Origin of the sequence: Croceibacterium sp. TMG7-5b_MA50, assembly GCF_039830145.1 — a bacterium.
In the GTDB taxonomy this organism is placed as follows: Bacteria; Pseudomonadota; Alphaproteobacteria; order Sphingomonadales; family Sphingomonadaceae; genus Croceibacterium.
In genome coordinates, this window is sequence record NZ_CP156082.1 from 2,964,816 (window position 1) to 2,983,723 (window position 18,908).

An 18,908-nucleotide genomic window follows, 5' to 3' on the forward strand; every position below is an offset into this window, starting at 1 on the left:
ACTGTCATCGACCTTTCATGGGAGTTCACAGAATTGCGCATCCTGCTGGTCGAGGACGACGCTCCGCTGGCGCGCAGCATTGTCGCGCTGCTGCGCCCGGCCGGGCATGCGATCGACCACGTGGCGAGCGGCGCAGACGCGCTGATGGTGGCGGGGGACGAGCCCTATGGCCTGATCATCCTGGATGTCGGCCTGCCCGACACCGACGGCTTCGCCGTGCTCGACACCCTGCGCCGACGGGGCGAACGGGTGCCGATCCTGATGCTGACCGCGCGCGACGCGCTGGACGACCGGGTGCGTGGGCTGGACCTTGGCGCGGACGATTACCTGCGCAAGCCCTTCGCGCCGGAGGAGTTGGAGGCGCGGGTGCGCGCACTCGGCCGACGGCGCGGCGGCGACCCGGTGCCGCGGATCGTGGTGGGGGCGCTGACGATCGACCGGTCGCTGGGGGAGGCGCGTGTCGGCGACCAGGTGCTGGACCTGCGCCGCCGGGAATGGGCCGTGCTGGACGCGCTGGCCACGCGCGCCGGGCAGATCGTGCCACGCGACGTCCTGCTGGCCGAGGTGTTCGGCTTCGACGAGCCCGTCGGCGGCAACGCGCTGGAGGTCAACATCACCCGCCTGCGCGCCAAGCTGCCGGCGGACGGTCCGGCAATCCGCACGGTGCGCGGGCTCGGCTACCTTCTCGATGCCGGTTGAGCGCGATCTGCCGGCCAGGGGCCGCACGCTGGCCCTGCGTACACGGTTGCTGCTGGCGATGTTGGTACCGTTGCTGGCGGTCGCGGTCCTGCTTGGGCTGGCGGGCGCGACCCTGATCGCCGACGTGGTGCGCCGCGCGAATGACCGGGTGCTGGGCGGCGCGCTGGGTGCGATCGCCGATACTGTGCAGGTGGAAGGGGGCGCTGTCACGCTGGACCTGCCGCCCGCCGCCTTCGCGATGCTGCAGAATGCGCAGCGCGACAACATCTACTACCGCGTCGCCGTGGGCCGCACGCTCCTGACCGGTTATCCCGACCTGTCCGCGCCCGACATCGCCGGCCTGATCGCGGGGACACCGCGCTACCGCTATGCCCGGTTCCGGGGGCAGGACGTCCGTATCGCGGAGGTGCGGCGGGCGTTGCCCGGCGTCGCCGCGCCGGTGATCGTGCAGGTGGCAGAGACGCTGGACAGTCGCAGGGCGCTGCGCTGGCGGTTGATCGCGGCGCTGGTGGCGGGCGAGCTGGTGCTGGTAAGCGTGGCCGTATTGCTGATCCGCCCGGCCCTTGGCTGGAGCCTCAGGCCCCTTGCCACCCTCCGCGGCGCGGTCACGGCGCGCGACACCCGCGCCACGCCGGACCTGTCACCGCTGGAGACCGGCCCCTTGCCGGAAGAGCTGCGCCCGTTGGCCGATGCCTTCGATCACTTGCTCGCCCGACTGGATGCCGCCACTGCGGGGATGCGCCGCTTCACCGCCGATGCGTCGCACCAGATGCGGACCCCGCTCAGCGTGCTGAAGGTGCAGGTCGCTCTGGCCCGGCGGGGCGATCCGGACGCGTTGGGGGAGATCGCCGATGCCGCCGACCGGCTGGAACGGCTGGTGACCCAGCTGCTGGCGCTGGCCCGGGCGGAGGAGGCCGGCGCCTTGCCGCCACTGGAGGATGTCGACCTGCGCGAAGTGGCGATTGCCGTCATCAACCGCCGCATCGGGCAGGCGATCGACGCCGGCGTGGAGCTGAACCTGGTGGCAGCCACCGGCCCATTCCTGGTGGCAGCACATCGCACGCTGCTGTTCGAAATTGTGTCCAACCTGCTCGACAACGCTATCCGCTACAACCGGGCGGGCGGACTGGTGGTGGTCGTGATCGAGCGTGCGGCGGGCGCGACCACCATCGCGGTCGCCGATGACGGACCCGGTCTTCCCGCAGCCGATCTGGAACGGGCGGGCCAGCGCTTCGTGCGGCTGGCGAGCAGCGCGGGACGCGAAGGCAGCGGCTTGGGCCTTGCCATCGTCCGTTCCGCCGCGCAGCGGCTGGGGGCGGAGCTGGCGATCATCAACACCGATCCCGGACTGCGGGTCACGCTGACCTTCTCGCAACCTGACCGGGTCGCGAGAGCGGCCCGATGACGGCGGTTGTCGTGCCGCCGGTGCCCGGCTACGCCTGGCGGCGATGGTCGCACGCTGACGATGCGTGCTCACCGCCGGACGACGGCGGATCAGTCCGGTAGCACACCTTTGTAACTGGACCCGCCTTTCCGGCACGCTAGAGGCGACTGGCTTTCGGGAGCGCAAAGGACGAGAACGTGGCAGCTGAACGCTTGGGTTTCCGGGATGCGATCGGGTGGCTGACGGAGATCGTCGGCCCTGACAGCGCCTATATCCGGCTGGGCCTGATCTATACGGTCGGGATCAGCCTGCTGTCGCTCGCCACACCGATCTCCGTCCAGCTCCTGATCAACAGCGTGGCGCAGACCGCCATGCCGGCGCCGTTATGGGCGCTGTCGGGCGTGCTGCTGTTGCTGCTGCTCATCGTGGTGGCGATCAGTTCGCTCAGGGTCTGGATCATGGCGCTGTTCGAACGCCGGCTGTTCGCACGCGTGGTGGCGGAGGTGACGGTGCGTGCCGTCCATGCACAAAACCCGTTCTTTGCCGATTCCAAGCGCGGTGACCTGTTCAACCGCTATTTCGACCTGGTGGTGGTGCAGAAGGCCGTACCCAGCCTGGTGATCGGCGCCTTCACCATCGTGCTGCAGGCGATCGTCGGGCTGGTGATCACCAGCTTCTATCACCCGTTCTTTCTCGCCTTCAACCTGACGCTGGTCGGCGCGATCGCGCTGATCTGGCTGGTGTTCCGCCGGGGCGCCATCAACGGTGCCGTGGCGCTCAGCCATGCCAAGCACAACGCCGCGCAGTGGTTGCAGAGCGTGGGCGGGTCCAACGGGTTCTACAAATCGTCCCGCCATCTCGACTTCGTGATGGATCGTTCGGAAGCCTTCACTGCCGGCTACATTGGTGCGCACAAGCGATACTTCCGCTACCAGTTCGCCCAGACCATCGCCTTCTTCCTGGTCTACGCCTTCGCCAGCGCGGCGCTGCTGCTGCTGGGCGGCAACCTGATCCTGCAGGGGCAATTGTCACTCGGGCAGCTGATCGCGGCGGAGCTGATCCTGTCGGGCGTGTTCTACGGCATCAGCCAGCTGGGCTGGTATCTCGACACCTTCTACGACCTGATCGCCAGTTCGGAGGAGATGTCGCTGCTGTTCGCCATACCGCAGGAACCGCCGGTGGGCGGTACGGAAGGTGTGCGTGACGGTTCGCTGAAGTTGACGGACGTCCACCTGGAAGGCGCCCGCTTCGACCTGACCCTGGCTGCTGGGGAGCAGGTGGTGATGGTGGCTGCACCGCTGGCGGAACAACGGCTCGCACGGCTGCTGAAACGACATAAGCATCCCGAACGCGGGTTGGTGCAGATCGGAGGCGCTGATCTCGGCGCGCTCGACATGTACCGCTTGCGATCGGACGTGCTGGTGATGGATCGCACCACGATCGTGGACGTCACCGTGCGCGAATATCTGCAACTGGCTCGCGCCGGCGACGGCGGGGAACTGGAGGCGTTGCGGGTGGTCGGGCTGGAGCGCCGTATCGCCACCCTGCCGCAAGGCCTCGATACGCCGCTTGCGGCTTCGGGCCACCCGTTGAGCATCGGTGAGACCATGGCGCTCAAGCTGGCGAACGCGCTGCTGGTACGGCCGCGGGTGCTGCTGCTGGGCCAGATCTTCGACCTGCTGCCCCCCGAACGGCTGATGGCGGCGCTGGCGCATCTGCGGGCCCACGGCACCACGGTGTTGCTGAGCACGCTGCGGCCGGAGGATCTGCCGCTCGACACCTGGCTGTATCTCGGCATGGACCGGCAGCAGCGATGCGACGGGCTGGAGGAACTGCAGGAACTGGCGCGCAAGATGGAGGGTGCCGATGCCGCCGCAGCCTGAATACAGCGCCCATTTCAAAAGCCTGGCCGCACAGCGCCCGCCCCGTGTCGGCGTCGTGTTCGCCTGGATGCTGGCCATCGGGATCGGTGTGTCCGTCGCGGTGATGCTGGTGGTGCCGTGGGTGCAGACCGCCGTGGGACAGGGGCAGGTCGTCAGCCTGGACCCGCTGGACCGGGCGCAGGACGTGACCACGCTGGTCCCCGGCCGGATCGCGCAATGGTATGTCACGGACGGGCAGCAGGTGGCCGAAGGCGACCTCATCGCGCGGGTGGCGGACGTCGATCCCGACCTTCTGTCCCGCCTGCAGGCGGAACGGACGGAGGTTGAGGCGGAGATCGCCGCCGTGCAGCAGTCGCAGGCTGTCGCCAACATCGATGTGGGCCGTAACCGGCAATTGCTGGCCGAAGGGCTCGCCTCCCGCCGCGACTACGAACAGGCGCAGATCCGCGTGGCGGACGCCGCGGCACAGCTGGCGCAGGCGCGGGCGAAGCTGAACCGGGTCAATGTGGAGCTGAACCGGCAGTCGGCGCAGCTGGTGCGGGCGCCGCGGGCCGGGCGTATCCAGACGCTGAACGCCGCTGCGGGCGGCGGGCTGGTCACCGCCGGCACGGTGCTGGCGGTCGTCGCGCCGGAGGAACCGCAGCGCGCGGTGGAGCTGCTGATCAATGGCATGGACGTGCCGCTGATCCGGCCGGGCCGGCCCGTGCGGCTGGAATTCGAAGGCTGGCCGGCGATCCAGTTCAGCGGCTGGCCGTCGGTCGCCTACGGCTATTTCGACGGTCGGGTGCGCACGATTGACCCCAATGCCAACGCCACCGGGCTGTTTCGCGTACTGGTCGAACCGATGCCCGGGAAGCCAGACTGGCCGAACGCCCGCTTCGTGCGGCTGGGCGGCAAGGTGCAGGGCTGGATCCAGGGGGAGACGGTCAGCGTCGGGTACGAGCTGTGGCGGCAGATCAACGACTTCCCGCTGGAATTCGGGCAGACCGCCGCGGGCAATGGACAGATCGTGCCGGGCAGTCCGGCCGAAGGCGGCGGGGCGTCCGGCAACTGATGCGATGCACGGCGATCCTCGGCTGGCTGGCGGTGCTGGCCTGTGCGGGCACGGCGCGGGCGCAGGACATCGCCCCGCTGCCGGCGCCAGCCCTCGTGCCGGGTGACGCATCGGCCGTGGCCCCGTCCGGGCCCTTGCTGCTGGCGGAGGTGCTGCAATCCTCCGCCCGCACTGCCCCGCAGATCATCGCGGCGCTGGCGCAGGTCCGCGTCGCAGAAGGGCGCGCGCTGTCGGCGGAGGGGGCGTTCGACACCGTGTTCGAGGTGGACGGCGATGCCCGTCCGCTGGGCTATTACGAAGGGGCGGAGGTGTCGGCCCGCGTCACCCGTCCGCTGACCGACAATGGCGGTTACGTCTATGGCGGTTACGACGTCAGCCGCGGGCGGTTCGCGCCCTATTACGGCAATTACTACACAGACAAACTGGGTGAGCTGTCGATCGGCGGCCTGTTCTCCCTGCTGCGCGACCGGATGGTGGACGAACGCCGCACGCAGCGCACGCTGGCGGCGAGCGGGATAGACATCGCGCGGTTCGAACGGGAGCTGACGGCGCTCGGCGTGCAGTTCCGCGCGGTCAGCGCGTATCAGGACTGGGTCGCCACCGGTCTCAGACTGCGGGCCTACCAGGACCTGCTGGACCTGGCCGAAAGCCGGCGCGGCGCCATCGTGCGGCAGGTGGAACTGGGCGCCCGGCCGGAAATCCTGCTGACGGAGAACGACCAGAACCTCGTCCGTCGGCGCGCACTGGTCACGCAGGCGCGCGGGGAGTTCGCCGCGGCGGCCGCCGCGCTGTCGTTGTATTACCGCGACAATGCGGGCCAACCGCTGGTGGTCGCGGCCGACCGCCTGCCGGCGGATGCGACCGCGCTGGCCGGGGTGGCTGCGGCGGATGCCGACTGGGCGCAGAGCCGGCCCGAACTGCAGGTGCTGCTGGCGGAGATCGACCAGGCCAATGCCCGGCTGGCGCTGGCCGAAAACGACCTGCGCCCCCGGCTGGATCTGCGCGGCGACCTCAGCCAGGATTTCGGCGCACAGAGCCTTGGCGGACCGAGCTATGGCGAGCTGGAGGCGATCGTCGGCTTCCGCTTCTCCTTCCCGCTGCAGAACCGCGCCGCGCGCGGCCGGGTGGATCAGGCCCTGGCGGAGATCGATGCGCTGGAGGCAAGGGGCCGTTACCTGCGCGACCAGATCGCGGTGGAGGTGCGCGGCATCACCGTGCGGGTAGATGCGGCGCGCCAGCTTGCCGGCATCGCGGCGGAGGAACGCCGCTTGGCGGAGCGGCTGGCCCAGGCCGAACGGCGCAGGTTCGAACTGGGGTCGAGCGACTTCTTCCTGGTCAACCAGCGGGAGGAGACCGCGACCGACGCACAGGTCCGGCTGATCGATGCCCAGGCCCGCATCGCCACCGCGCGGGCGGAACTCGCGGCCGCCGTCGCCGACCGCGAGGCGCTGGGCCTGGTGCCGTGATCAGGTCCTGCGTGGCGGACGCGGCGGCATCGGCACGGGCTGGTCATGCGTCGGCATGGCCGGGAACTCGGGTGCCTGCAGCCCGCTGACCAGATCGGCGATGCGGACGGGCGATCCCGTCTCGAAACAACGGTTCGCCGCCACTCCGATCAGGATCGCGGCGGACCCGGCCCGCTCGTCCGCGCGGCGGAGCAGCGGATCGGCGGCCACGTTCGGATCGAAGATCTCCGCCAGCATCAACGTGTCGCCGCCACCATGGCCGCCGCTGCCAACGGTGGGCGTGATGTCGCGGGGATTGCCGCGCATGGGGATGATCCGCGTCTGGATCGCATCGCCCATGCTGCTGCCGTTCAGCCCCGATATGCCGGCCTGTTCGATCACCACATGCTCCAGCCGGCCCTTGGTGCCGTTGAAGGCGATCGTATAGCCCTCCCACGCGTTGAAGGCATTCAGGCTGTAGCTGAGCGTGGTTCCGCCGGCATATTTCACGATGACGTTCATCGTGTCCTCGATATCGATCGACGGGCGCCACACGCACTGGTCGCGGTGATAGCCGTCATACCTTTCCTTATCGAGGTACATGGCCTTCAGCGCCGGGTCCGCCTCCAGATCGAAGAAGAAGGTGCATTCCGCCTTCTCCGGGCAGGTATGGCAACGCTCATGCGGGCCGTCGAGGCCGAAGCGGCGCGCCATTGCGGGGGTGTAGAACTCGCGCTTGCCGACGGCCTGGACCTCCACCGGCATGTCGGACAACCACCAGTTGACGAGGTCGAAATGGTGGCTGGCCTTGTGGATCATCAGGCCACCCGACACCTGCTTCTGCGAATGCCAGCGACGGAAGTAGTCGGCGCCATGGGTGGTGTTCAGCAGCCACTGGAAATCGACCGACAATACGTCGCCGATCTCTCCCGCCATCAGCAGCTCCTTCACCTGGCTGCGATATGGGGCGTAGCGGTAATTGTGGGTCACGCGAATGTGCCGCCCAGTCCGTTCGACGGCATCAAGGATCCGCTGGGCCTTCTCCGCCGTGGTCGTCATCGGCTTTTCGGTCAGCACATCGCAGCCCGCCTCCAGCGCGCGGACGAGATATGCGTCATGCAGCGCGTCGGGCGTGGTGACGATGATGACGTCTGGCTTCTGTTCGCGCACCATCTTGTCGAACTCGTCGGCCAGATAGGCGCGCGGTGCGGGTGCGCCCGCCTCCGCCGCCCACTGGCCGACCAGCGCCATCCGGCCTGGATTGACGTCGACCGTCGCCACCAGCTCGGCATGCGCCTTGTGATCGCCCCAGATCGCCCGCTGGTACATCCGGTTGCGGCTGCCCACCCCGACGGAGGCGTAGCGCCGGCGCGCGCCCTGCGCCGCTGCCGCCCCCGGCATCGCGACCGTCGCCAGCGCGGCGCCGGCCGCGAAGCCGCCCAGTACAGATCGGCGTTGCACCGGCGGCAGCCCCAAATCCTTCATGCTTCATCCTCCGTCAGGGCTGCGGCCCGTTATTTTTCTTAGAACTTGACGTTCGCGCCCAGTGTGATGGTCCGGCCAATCCGCGTCTCGAACAAAGTGTCCTGCCGCACGCTGTCGATATACAGCGTGTTGCGCTCGTCCGTCAGGTTCTGCCCTTCCAGGATCAGCCGCAGATTGTCCGTCAGGTTGTAGGACGCGGACGCATCGACGAAGAAGGTGGAGGCGTTGGCCCGCACGTCGCTGTCGTTTGCGCCCGACGGGATGGCGCGGTTGAAGCTGTCGCGGTAGCTGGCGGTGCCGCGAATGCTGAACCGGTCATCCTCGTAATACAGCGTGCCGCTGGCCGAGTGGGTCGACAGGTCGATCAGATCGTCGGTCGTGGTCTGCGTCGGTACGCCATTGGCGCTCGCCAGGATGTAGTTGATCTCCGACTTGACGTAGGTGTAGCTCGCCAGGACGCCCAGGTTCGACAGGATGCCGGGCAGGAAGCGCAAGGGCGCCTGCGCGTTCACCTCCACACCGTTCAGCGGGCCGCCCGGCGTGTTGGTCGACCGGTTGACGGTGAACAGGTCGGCCGGGGTCGACGGTGTGTTGGCCAGCAATTCGTCCGGCAGACCCAGCGAGCTGTAGGGTACCTGGCTGGAAATCGCCTGGATGTAGGACTGGATGTCCTTGTGGAAGTAGGCGACCGAGAGCAGCGACCCTTCGGCGAAATACCATTCGAGCGAGAAGTCGAACGTGTTGGCCCGGATCGGGTCGAGGAACGGGTTGTTCACGTTGCCGGTGCGGGTGGCGACCGTCACCCCCGCCGTCGGCGTCAACTGGCCCAGCTCCGGCCGCGACAGCACCTTCGCTGCCGAGACGCGCGCCAGCAGGTCCGGCGTGATCTCCGCCACCAGGTTCAGCGAGGGGAGCCATTCGTCATAGCTGCGGTTCACGTCGCCGCGCTGGCCGACGGTCGGGAACGGGGCGCCGGCGGGTGCGGTGACCGGGATGAAACCGAATGAATCCTGGTCCGTGCTGACGTAACGTACGCCCACGTCGCCGCGGACGGGGATCGGCAGCAGGTCGGCGGTGTCGAAGGTCGCCATGATATAGGCGCTCTTGATCCGCTCCCGCACGCCGGACCGCGCCGCGCCACACTCGACCCCGCAATACTGGAAGCTGTCGAAGCCGAAGGTGTCCTGCCATTTCTCCGGATCGACGGCGGTGAACTCCGCCGGGGAGCCCTGGCCCAGCAGGTCGCCGAACCCTTCGATCTGCCGGGTGATGTCGCCGACCGTGGTGCCGGCGGGCAGGGCGCGGACCGCGACCTGGCTGGGGATCAGGTTGAAGCCCGTGGTCTGGTAATCACTCTCGCGCCATTGGGCGCCGACCTTGATCGCGACTTCGTCCAGAACGTTCCATTCGAGGTTGCCCTCGACCGTCTTGTTGCTGGTATCCTGCGTCAGCGGACGGCCGGCGGTGCTGAACCCGCCCAGCACGGTGAAGTTGTTGTCGGGGCTCGGCGCGTAGCTGAAGTTCGCCGGGTTCGCGACGTCGATGCCAAGGCCAAGCGTCGGGATCGTGCCGCCATCGCGGAAGTCGATCGCGAAATTGTCGACATCGATCGCATCGATGAAGGTCTGCAGGCGCAGCGGGCTGTAGAACTTGGAATCGGATGCGCCGATCAGGCCGGTGAACCGCAGATTGTCGGTGAACCGGTGGTCGATGTTGATGTTCACCTGTTCGAAGGTGGACACGAAGCGGTCGACCAGCCCTTCGGAACGGACGTCGACGCCGTCGAACAGGCCGTAGACGAGGGAGCCGTTGTCGTCGAACTGGATGTCGCGCACGGACGTCATCGGCTTGCCGCCATTGTTGGCGGTGCGGCCGAAGGAGATCGCGCCGATGTAATTGTCGCGCCGCTCCACGTCGAAGCGGGAATACAGGCCGTCGATCGAAATGTCGGTCCGGTCGCTCGGCTGCCACTGCAGCGACAGGGTGGCGCCGACGCGTTCCGCATCCTGTTCCGAATTCACATAGCGGGGGATGCGCGGGAAGAAGGCCCCGCCGCCCGGTCGGTTCGCGATACCCAGTCGGCTCTGGATCGCCTCATATGCGGCGACCGTGCTGGTGCGCGGATTGTTGGTGCTGCAATTGGCCGCATTGATCCCGCGCGTCGGATTGCTGGCCGGGTTCTGCGGCGTGTAGCCCACGGGGGAGCAGAAGCCGCCGTCAATGTAGGCGGGCAGGACGTTGACCGCGGAATAGCCGACCTCGCGCAGGTTGCGCTTGGAATAGGCGAGCGAGGCGAGCACCCCGACCGTGCCGTCCATGAACTGCTTGGATACCAGCGCCGATGCGCGCGGATCGATCTGGTCGCTGATCTCGTTGTAGATGCCGCGCGCCGTGGCGGTGAACACGAAATCGGTGTCGTAGTCGAGCGGGTGCGGTGCCTTCAGGTCGACCGTCGCGCCAAGGCTGCCTTCCTCCACATCGGCCGACGGGGTCTTGCGTACGGCCAGCGCGGAGAAGATCTCCGTCGGGAAGGCGTTGAAGTCGAAACTGCGGCCCGAATTGCCGGCACCGTAGATGTCGGATGCGCCGGTCTGCGACGTGCCCTCCATCCCGTTGATGCGCACGCGGGTGAAGGCAGCGCCAAGCCCGCGGACGGAGATATTGCGTCCTTCACCGCCATCGCCGCGGCTCAGCGCCACACCGGGGATGCGCTGCATGGATTCGGCGAGATTGGCGTCCGGGAACTTGCCGATGTCTTCCGCCACGATGCTGTCGATCGCGGCGGTTTCGGTGCGCTTTAGTTCCAGCGCGCTGTTCAGCGATGCGCGGAAGCCGGTGACGACGATCTCGCTGCCGTCGCCGGGCACCTCAGGGGTGGGTACGCCGCTGGCGCTGTCGCCTGCTGGTGCCTCCGGCTGGGATGGCGGCGTGGTCTGCGCGGTCTGCGCCAGCGCCGGTTGTACCAGCAGGGCGGTGGCGACCGCCAGGCAGGACACTGCGCCACGCGCGACCATACGACCTGTGATTGCAGGCTCTTTCATCCCAGCACTCCCCTCATCTACCCGCGTGTGCGGATTTTCCCTGGCGGATCCTTTTGTCGGATACCTACCATGCACCCGGTGTCAGAAATCGTTCTCCCGCTGTCAAGATGTTATGCGAACTATGTGAAATGCAGTGTCACTTATTGGCACGTTCAACTGGCCGTTCCGGCGGTGAACACCAGGCCCTGGCCATTGCCGCCATCCAGCGGGGAGCCGCCACGCAGCATGGCGATGACCTCGGCCCCGGCCAGCAACACCGGGCCATAACCATGCGCGGCCCGGACATGGCGTGGGCGATAGTAGTAGAAGGCGGGGTCGAACGCGACGCCGGTGCCGACGCAGACATCCTCCACCTCTCCGGCGGCGTTGATCTTGGTCGAAACGCCGTTCCACGCCAGCATCGCGACGGGCGCATGGGCGGTCCGCTCGATCCAGCCGCGGTTGACGCCCCGCGCAATGGCGAAGGCGTACATGGCACTGGCGGATGTCTCCAGGTAGCTGTCGGGGCGGTCGAGCAACTGGTGCCACAGCCCGGTGCCGGACTGCACCCGCGCGAGACCGGTGACATGCGCCCGGTACTGCGCCAGCACGGCGTCGCGGCCCGGATGATCCTGCGGCAGCACCTCCAGCAGTTCCACCATCGCCATCAGCGCCCAGCCGTTGGCACGGCCCCAGTGGAACGCCGGATGCGGTTCCATCCCCTCGGCCCAGGCATGCATGTACAACCCGGTCTCGGGCACGAACATCCGGGCGGAGAACTGCTGGATCTGGCGGACGGCATCGTCGAAGTAGCGCCGCTCCCCGGTCAGTGCCCCCATCTGCGCCAGCCCCGGCACGCTCATGTAAAGGTCGTCCAGCCACAGCGTGACCGGCAGGGGCCGCTGGCGCGCCAAGGTCTTGTCCGGCATGCGGAACTGGCGGTTGCTGATCCAGTCCAGGTACACGTCGATCTGCGGGCGGACGTTCGCGTTGGCGAGGTTCGCCCGCTGCGCCTTGATCAGCGCGGCCGACATGGCGCCGGAATCATCCAGCCGGTCGGGCGCCAGCATGTTGCGCACCGGCGTCGCGCGCGCATCGCCGCCCTGTGCGCGATAGCGAGCGGCGACGTCCGACACGAAGTTGATCCGCTCCGCCGCGTAATTGGTATAGCGCGGATCGCGGGTGATCTCCCCCGCCAGCAGCGCGCCGGCATAGGTCACGCCCCATTCGTAGCTGGTCAGCAGGAAGCCCGGCCGCAGCTTTGACTGGCCGTTTGCCGCATCCAGCGCGACGGAACGCCCTGCGCCATCCATCAGCCCGACCGGCGTGTCCTGTTCGATGAAGGCGAGCACGCGGTCCATCGCGGTCTTCACCGTCGCCTCGGTCGGGCGCAGATAGGGCATGGGATAGGCGGGCGGCAGGCGCGTCGGCGGATCGCCCTCCCGACTGACTGGGGTGCGGTCGGCACCGGTGGCGTCGGCCGCCAATTGCGCCTGTGCCGGGTTCGCTGCCAGCCCTGCGAGCAGGATCAGCCCTGCCGCTACCGATCGCACCATCAATCCCCCTCCATTGGCGGCTGAGCGCCGCAACTGGGAGCATAGCCCTCTCTTGCCCGGCTCAGCAATACGTTGCTAAGCTTTCCCAAATTGCTGATGCTGATGGACAAATTCACGGGGGAGCAGGGCTGTTGATGCCGCAAACGGATCGTCGCCATTTCATCGGCGGCAGCACGGCAGCGATCCTGCTGGCCGCCACGGCCCGTGCTGCGCCGGCTGACGACTGGACCCGGGCGGAGGCGATCGTCGCGCGCGTGCGGCCGCCGCGCTTTGCGGATCGCACGATCGATATCCGCGCCCACGGCGCCACCCCCGGCGGGCAGGCGTCCTGCACGGCCGCCTTCGCCGATGCAATCGCGGCCTGCGCGGCGGCGGGTGGCGGGCGCGTGCTGGTACCGGAAGGACGTTGGCTGACCGGCGCAATCCGCCTCCTCTCCGGCGTGGAGCTGCATGTCGCCGCGGGTGCGACCATCGCCTTCAGCACCGATCCCGCCGATTACCCGATCGTGCCCACCCGGTTCGAAGGGGTGGAGCTGCTGAACTATTCCCCGCTGATCTACGCCAGCGACGTGCGCGACGTGGCCGTGACCGGCACCGGCACGATCGACGGCCAGGGCGCCGCCTGGTGGAGCTGGAGCGGCGGCGCGCGTTACGGCTGGCGCGAGGGGCTGCCCAGCCAGCGCGCCGCGCGCGCCCGCCTGTTCGCCATGGCGGAGGAGAACCGCCCGGTGGCGGAGCGCCGCTTTGGCAATGGCGACTACATCCGGCCCAATCTCCTGCAGTTCCAACGGTGCGAGAACGTGCTGATCGAAGGGGTCACCCTGCGTGATTCCCCCTGCTGGAACGTCCATCCCGTGCTGTCGCGCAACGTGCTGATGCGCGGCGTGACGGTCACGGGCCTCGGCCCCAACAATGATGGCTGCGATCCGGAATCGGTCGACGGCATGGTGATCGAAGGCTGCACCTTTGACACGGGCGACGATTGCATCGCCATCAAGTCCGGCCGCAATGCCGATGGGCGGCGCATCGGCGTGCCCGCGCGCGACATCGTGATCCGCGATTGCACCATGCATGCCGGCCATGGCGGCGTGGTGATCGGCAGCGAGATGTCCGGCGGGGTCGAGAACGTGTTCGCGGAACGGTGCCGGATGAGCAGCCCGAACCTGTGGTACGCCCTGCGGTTCAAGACCAATGCGGTGCGCGGCGGCCGCATCGCCCATGTCCGCGCCCGCGACATCGATGTCGGCGTGGTCGAGCGTGCGGCCATCATCTGCGACTTCAATTACGAGGAGGGCGCGAAGGGCGACTTCGTGCCCGAGCTGGACGATGTGCTGGTCGAACGGCTGGTGGCCGAAAACGCCGTGCGGGTGCTCGACGCCAAGGGGCTGCCGCAGGCGCCGATCGGCCGGCTGGCGCTGCACGATTGCCGTTTCGACGGTGTGCGAGAGGAGAGCTTCGTGCAGCGCGTGACCGAGCTCGAACTGGTGAACGTGCGCGTCAACGGGGCGCCCGTCACCACGCTGGGGTGATCACCGCCTGTCCATGTCCGCCACGCCCCGGATGCCGGCGCTGCGGAACCGCCGGACATCATGCAGGGCAAACGCTTCCGCATCGCGTGGCAGGCGCAGGCGGAACAAGTCGGCATCCTCCACATCCTGCAGCCAGATGGCCGGGCGCGGGTCGGGTGCGGCGACCTGCACCTCCACATTGCTGAGCGCCAGGTTGCGCACGTGCCGCGCGAACAGGCCGGTCGCCGGCAGGTCGCCGAACATCGTCGCCTCGGGATAGCCGAGTTCGTTCTCCGGCGGCTGCAGCTTCGCCATCGCCGCCGGCGCGCCGCCCACCTGATGCAGCAGCGTGTCGCTGATCTGCACGTCGGTGATGGGCCGTTCGGCCAGCCCAGCGATGACGGCCGGCAATTGGCTGCCGCCGGAACTGACGAGGTTGCTGATCAGCACGCGCTGCACCGAGCCCAGCGGGCGCCCGGCAGGCCCGCGCATCCGCTTTCCCAGCCGCAGGAAGAACGCGCCATGCACGATCCCGCGCATGGTGATGTTGCTGATCGTCACATCTTCCAGCATCCCGCCATCGACGGTCTCCAGCGCGATCCCGCGGCTATCCTCGAACACGCAGTTCGTGATGGCGATGTTGCGGAAGCCGCCATTGCTCTCCGTCCCGAACTTGATCCGGCCATGGATCAGCGGGGCGAAGTCGGCCGGCATCTTGCGCCACGTGCCATCCAGGACCGAACCGATTTGGTAATTGCCGGTCACCAGGCAATCGCTGATCGTCACGTTCTCCGTCACGCGGGGATAGCCCAGCGCGAAGCTGGACTTGGGGCAGATCGCGTCGTCATACGGGGCGTTGACGGTGCAATTGGTGACCCGCACATTCTTGCAGCAATCGATGTCCAGCCCGTCGCGGTTGGTATCGATCAGCAGGTTGTCGATGGTGAGGTTGTCCACGCCGGTCGCCAGCAGCGCGAACCACCCGCCTTCCAGCAGCTTGAAGTCACGCAGCAGGACGTTGCGGCAATTCTTCAGCGCGATGGCCTTGTTGGCGGTGCCGGGACCCGTCGGGTCCTGCAACCAATTGTCCTTGCCATCGCCCCGGCCCAGACCCTTGCCCCAGATCAGCCCTTCGCCGGTGATCGCGACGTCATGCAGGCCATCGCCCCAGATGAAGCTGTTGCGCCAGTGGCTGTGGCCGAAATCTTGGAAGCCTGTCGCCCGCGGGTCCTGCTCCTCCGCCAGATCATACCCGTTCTGCCCGTCTGCCGGTGCAGGTGCCGCCAGCAGGGTGGCGCCCTGCGCCAGATGGAGCGTGATGCGGCTTTCCAGCCTGATCGTGTAGGCGGCGTAGGTGCCGGCGGGGAAATGCAACGTGCCGCCGCCGGCAGCCGCCAGTTCCGCGATGGCGCGGTTGATGGCGGGCGTGTCGATGGCGATGCCATCGCCCACCGCGCCGAAGCGGCGCACGTCCACCGCCCCATCGGGCGCCGCGCCGGTGCGGGATCGCGCGGCTTGCGCCCCTGCCGCCGTGGGACGCAGCAGGGCCGCGCTCGCCAGGGCCAATCCACCACCCAGGGCTGCCCGCCGGTCCAGCAGCGTCGCGCGCATCAGAACCGCACCGCCGCGCCCAGGAAGAATTCGGTGCCCAGCACGTCGTAGGTGGCGGTGTAGGTGTTGGCGTTCGGCCCCTGCGTGGTGATGGGCGGATTGTTGTCGAACAGGTTGTTGATGCCGCCGAACAGCTCGAACCGGTCGGCAGGGTTCCAGCTGAAGGACAGGTCGACATAGCCCTGCGCCGGCAGCCGGGGATAGGCGATGTTCTCCAGCGCGGGTGTCGTCGCCGAACCCTGCCGCAGCGGCACGATGTAGCGGTCGGTCGTGACCGGGCCGACATAGCGGTAGCGCAGGCTGAGGGCGACGTCCTCCACCGTCCAGGTCGCGCGGGTCAGCCCGCGCCAGCGGGGCAGCGGCTGGCCGCAGGCCGGGCCGAACGATCCGGCGCAGCGGTTCACGATGTCGGGCAGGGCGGCGACGGGCGTGGTGTCGAAGCTGTCCAGCCAGGTGAAGTCCGCCGCCAGGTCCAGCCGGCTGGTGCTGCCGATCGCCGGAAAGCCGAACGGCAGGTCGGTGGAATAGCGGGCGGCGAAGTCGATGCCGCTGGTCTGCAGCAGGCCGGTATTGGCGTTCAGCACCTGCAGGGCGAAGGGATCGTTGATCTCCCCGGTCTGCGGGTTGCGGCGCACCGCCTGGCAGAACTCGCTGCCGGCATCCTGGATCACCAGATAACACAGGTTCAGCGTGTTCTGCGCGCTTCCACCCAGGGCCGCGATCGCGCCTTCCAGCGTGATGTCGAAATAGTCGGCGCTGAGCGACAGGCCCGGCGCGAAGCCGGGCGTCACCACGATGCCGGCGGTCCAGGTGTCCGACACCTCCTCCTGCAGATTGGGGTTGCCGCCGAAATCGGCCGGGAAGATGTTGTTGGGCTGCACGCCGGCGCCGAACACCAGGTCCGCCGGCACCCCGGTGGCGATGCACAATTGGCGGATCGCATCGGTGCGTTCGCTGCTGTTGCCTCGGCCGGAACATGGATCCGTCGCCGCGCCGACCACCCGGTTGCGGCCGCCGAACAGTTCGCCGACGCTGGGCGCGCGGATCGCCCGCTGGTACTGGCCGCGCAGCAGCACGTCGGACACGGGCTGCCATTCCAGCCCGCCGAGATAGGTCCACACGCCCCCGACCCCGTCGAGATCGTAGGACGAGTAGCGGAAGGCCGCGTTGGCGGTCAGCCGGTCGAAGAATGGCTGGTCGCGCAGCAGCGGCACCCGCACCTCCCCGAACACTTCCTTCACCCCGACGCTGCCTTCGGTCGGCAGACCCGGGTTGAAGCCGGCGACGTCGCCTGACGACAGGAAGCTGTCGGGCACGAAGCGGGTGGAGGTCTTGCGCCATTCCGCCCCCAGGCTGAAGCCGAGCGCCCCGGCCGGCAACTGGACGGCGGTGCCGGTCAGGCTCGCCTGTGCCACCTGCTGCGTGGCGACGGTGCTGTTCGACGCGCCGATGGCGATGGCGGTGCGGCACGCATCGGACACGTTCTGGCCGAAGATGTTGCACACCGGCGCCGCGCCGCCCTGCGACAGCAGCGATGCCTGCAGGCGGCTGCGGCTGATCGCGTTCTGCAGCAGCAGCGTGCCTTCGCTGCGGCTGTAGGTGTAATAGGCATCGTACCGCAGGTCGGTCAGCGCGTTCTCGCCCAGCGATCCCAGATCACCCCTGACACCCAGCGCCACGCGGAACACGTTGCGCCGCTCCGTCGCCTGCCGCGGTCCGACCTCGACATAGCGGCGGCCCGCGGTGACCACCGCCAGCCCGTCGCCCGGCGTGGTCGTGCGCGTCGTGGTGCCGCTGGTGACGGTCGCGGGCCCACGCTCCGCCAGGTCGAGCTGGCGCAGCACCTCCTGCAATTGCGGTGTCAGATAGGGGTTGCGGACGTCGAACAGCGTGGGGCTGCCGACATTGGTCGGCGCAAGCTGCGCCGCGACTTCGTTGTTCGAGTAATGCAGTTCGAGATAGCCGGTGACGCTGTCGGTGAAGTCGTAATGGCCAAAGCTGTTGATCATCCACCGGCGCTGCGGCTGGCGCAGGTAATTGTCGGGGCCGAGATTGAAGTCGTCCTGCGGCGTCAGCGCCGGGCGTGCCGCGCCGCCGGCATCGTCGAAGGTGAAGCCGCGACTGCCCAGCCCGCTGAGGCCGGCGGCGGCATAGGCGGCGTTCAGCGCCGCATTGGTCCCGCCGAACGCCGGAATGCCGGAGAAACGCCCATTGGGAATGTCGCCGCTGCCCCCGCGGATGAAGCCCGGCTCGCCCCCGGCGGCGCGGCAGGTTTGCCCGGCCGGTGGGGAGAACGGCGTACCGGCGCTGCTGGCGCTGCCGCTGCCCGCCACGGTACAGCCATCGTTGAGGGAATCGAAGGCGAAGCTGCCGCGTTCGCCGCGGGTTATGGAGCCGCGATCGAGATAATTGCCCGAAACGACCAGGTTGCCGCGCCCATCGGCGAAATTGCCGCCCAGCGTCAGGTCGACGTTCACCACCGGCGTACCGGTGGGTCCGTCCAGATTGACTTGCCCGCGCGCCTCCACGCCCTCCCAGTCTTCGCGGATGATGAAGTTGACGACACCCGCGATCGCGTCGGAGCCGTATACCGCGCTGGAGCCGCCGGTGACGATCTCGGTCCGGGCGATCAGGCTTGTGGGGATGGTGTTGAGATCGACGACCTGTTCCGGGCCGTAGATCGCGAAGCGGCGACCGTTCACCAGCACCAGATTGCGCTGTGCGCCGAAGCCGCGCAGGTTTACGTCGGCGATGCCGCCCGGGACCGTGTTGCTGAACGCATTGCCGAGTTGCGAGCCCACGGCCTGCGGCAATTGCACCAGCGTCCGTTCGATATTCACGTTGCCCGCCAGCTTGATCGCCTCTTGGTCCACCACCGCCAGCGGGGTCGGCGAATCGAAGCCGTCGCGGGCGATCCGCGATCCGGTGACCACGATCGGCGTGCCTTCCGCGGTATCCTCGGCCGGGGTGTCCGATGCGGTGACGGCGTCCTGTGCGCGGCTGGCGCCTGCCGGCAACAGGCCGCAACACAGTGCGGCCAGCGTGGAAGTGCCAAGCAGCATCGTACGCACGTGGTGGCGCGAAAGGCTCATCAGATCTCTCCCATGCGACACGCGGTTCTAGTGATAGCGCTAGCGCCAGCACCTGCGTGTTCTACTATGTGGAAGACGGTCTGACAGGGTGGGAGATTGCTGTCAATCAGCACTAAGTTAGCGGTAACAATATTGGTGCCGCCATGCGCCAGCCCGATTGCCACGCCCGCA

The 18,908-nt window shown here is 68.1% G+C and carries 11 protein-coding genes; 6 read left to right on the plus strand and 5 right to left on the minus strand.

All coding sequences use genetic code 11. The annotated features are described in order from the left end of the window. Nucleotides 1-33 precede the first annotated feature (33 nt). The 5 genes from V5740_RS13620 to V5740_RS13640 all read left to right on the plus strand — a co-directional run bounded on the left by V5740_RS13620 (nt 34) and on the right by V5740_RS13640 (nt 6,486). Complete coding sequence (locus V5740_RS13620) at nt 34-699, plus strand: response regulator transcription factor (RefSeq protein ID WP_347303007.1); 666 nt, start codon at nt 34-36, stop codon at nt 697-699. Then, the gene (locus tag V5740_RS13625) at nt 689-2,104 is read left to right on the plus strand and encodes a sensor histidine kinase N-terminal domain-containing protein (protein WP_347303008.1); all 1,416 of its coding nucleotides are present in this window, start codon (nt 689-691) and stop codon (nt 2,102-2,104) included. The genes V5740_RS13620 and V5740_RS13625 overlap by 11 nt, the downstream gene beginning before the upstream one ends. 176 nt (nt 2,105-2,280) lie before the next feature. Beyond that, nucleotides 2,281-3,966, plus strand: coding sequence for an ABC transporter transmembrane domain-containing protein (locus V5740_RS13630; protein ID WP_347303009.1), 1,686 nt, complete (start codon nt 2,281-2,283; stop codon nt 3,964-3,966). Then, nucleotides 3,950-5,020 carry an HlyD family efflux transporter periplasmic adaptor subunit gene (locus V5740_RS13635; RefSeq protein WP_347303010.1) on the plus strand — a complete coding sequence of 357 codons (1,071 nt, stop codon included), beginning with the start codon at nt 3,950-3,952 and terminating at the stop codon, nt 5,018-5,020. The genes V5740_RS13630 and V5740_RS13635 overlap by 17 nt, the downstream gene beginning before the upstream one ends. Continuing rightward, on the plus strand, nt 5,020-6,486 hold the full coding sequence (locus V5740_RS13640; RefSeq protein ID WP_347303011.1) for a TolC family protein: 1,467 nt from the start codon (nt 5,020-5,022) through the stop codon (nt 6,484-6,486). The genes V5740_RS13635 and V5740_RS13640 overlap by 1 nt, the downstream gene beginning before the upstream one ends. Here V5740_RS13640 and V5740_RS13645 read toward each other — a convergent pair whose 3' ends face one another. The 3 genes from V5740_RS13645 to V5740_RS13655 all read right to left on the minus strand — a co-directional run bounded on the left by V5740_RS13645 (nt 6,487) and on the right by V5740_RS13655 (nt 12,526). Next, nucleotides 6,487-7,950, minus strand: coding sequence for a Gfo/Idh/MocA family oxidoreductase (locus V5740_RS13645; RefSeq protein ID WP_347303012.1), 1,464 nt, complete (start codon nt 7,948-7,950; stop codon nt 6,487-6,489). Between the two features lie 38 nt (nt 7,951-7,988). Then, nucleotides 7,989-10,991 (minus strand): TonB-dependent receptor, encoded by a 3,003-nt coding sequence (locus tag V5740_RS13650; protein WP_347303013.1) that lies wholly within the window; start codon nt 10,989-10,991, stop codon nt 7,989-7,991. 152 nt (nt 10,992-11,143) lie between these two features. Continuing rightward, the gene (locus V5740_RS13655; RefSeq protein ID WP_347303014.1) at nt 11,144-12,526 is read right to left on the minus strand and encodes a glycoside hydrolase family 88 protein; all 1,383 of its coding nucleotides are present in this window, start codon (nt 12,524-12,526) and stop codon (nt 11,144-11,146) included. A gap of 134 nt (nt 12,527-12,660) precedes the next feature. Here V5740_RS13655 and V5740_RS13660 point away from each other — a divergent pair, with 134 nt between their 5' ends. After that, nucleotides 12,661-14,055 (plus strand): glycoside hydrolase family 28 protein, encoded by a 1,395-nt coding sequence (locus tag V5740_RS13660; protein WP_347304541.1) that lies wholly within the window; start codon nt 12,661-12,663, stop codon nt 14,053-14,055. Here the strand turns inward: V5740_RS13660 and V5740_RS13665 are convergent, their stop codons facing one another. Both V5740_RS13665 and V5740_RS13670 read right to left on the minus strand, forming a co-directional pair. Next, the gene (locus tag V5740_RS13665) at nt 14,056-15,645 is read right to left on the minus strand and encodes a glycoside hydrolase family 28 protein (RefSeq protein WP_347303015.1); all 1,590 of its coding nucleotides are present in this window, start codon (nt 15,643-15,645) and stop codon (nt 14,056-14,058) included. After that, on the minus strand, nt 15,645-18,737 hold the full coding sequence (locus V5740_RS13670) for a TonB-dependent receptor (RefSeq protein ID WP_347303016.1): 3,093 nt from the start codon (nt 18,735-18,737) through the stop codon (nt 15,645-15,647). The genes V5740_RS13665 and V5740_RS13670 overlap by 1 nt, the downstream gene beginning before the upstream one ends. Between the last annotated feature and the right edge of the window lie 171 nt (nt 18,738-18,908).

Coding starts and splice junctions, on each gene's coding strand:
- V5740_RS13635 (WP_347303010.1), top strand. CDS start 3,950: ATGCCGCCGCAGCCTGAATACAGCGCCCATTTCAAAAGCCTGGCCGCA.
- V5740_RS13640 (WP_347303011.1), top strand. CDS start 5,020: ATGCGATGCACGGCGATCCTCGGCTGGCTGGCGGTGCTGGCCTGTGCG.
- V5740_RS13650 (WP_347303013.1), bottom strand. CDS start 10,991: ATGAAAGAGCCTGCAATCACAGGTCGTATGGTCGCGCGTGGCGCAGTG.
- V5740_RS13645 (WP_347303012.1), bottom strand. CDS start 7,950: ATGAAGGATTTGGGGCTGCCGCCGGTGCAACGCCGATCTGTACTGGGC.
- V5740_RS13625 (WP_347303008.1), top strand. CDS start 689: ATGCCGGTTGAGCGCGATCTGCCGGCCAGGGGCCGCACGCTGGCCCTG.
- V5740_RS13670 (WP_347303016.1), bottom strand. CDS start 18,737: ATGAGCCTTTCGCGCCACCACGTGCGTACGATGCTGCTTGGCACTTCC.
- V5740_RS13660 (WP_347304541.1), top strand. CDS start 12,661: ATGCCGCAAACGGATCGTCGCCATTTCATCGGCGGCAGCACGGCAGCG.
- V5740_RS13665 (WP_347303015.1), bottom strand. CDS start 15,645: ATGCGCGCGACGCTGCTGGACCGGCGGGCAGCCCTGGGTGGTGGATTG.
- V5740_RS13655 (WP_347303014.1), bottom strand. CDS start 12,526: ATGGTGCGATCGGTAGCGGCAGGGCTGATCCTGCTCGCAGGGCTGGCA.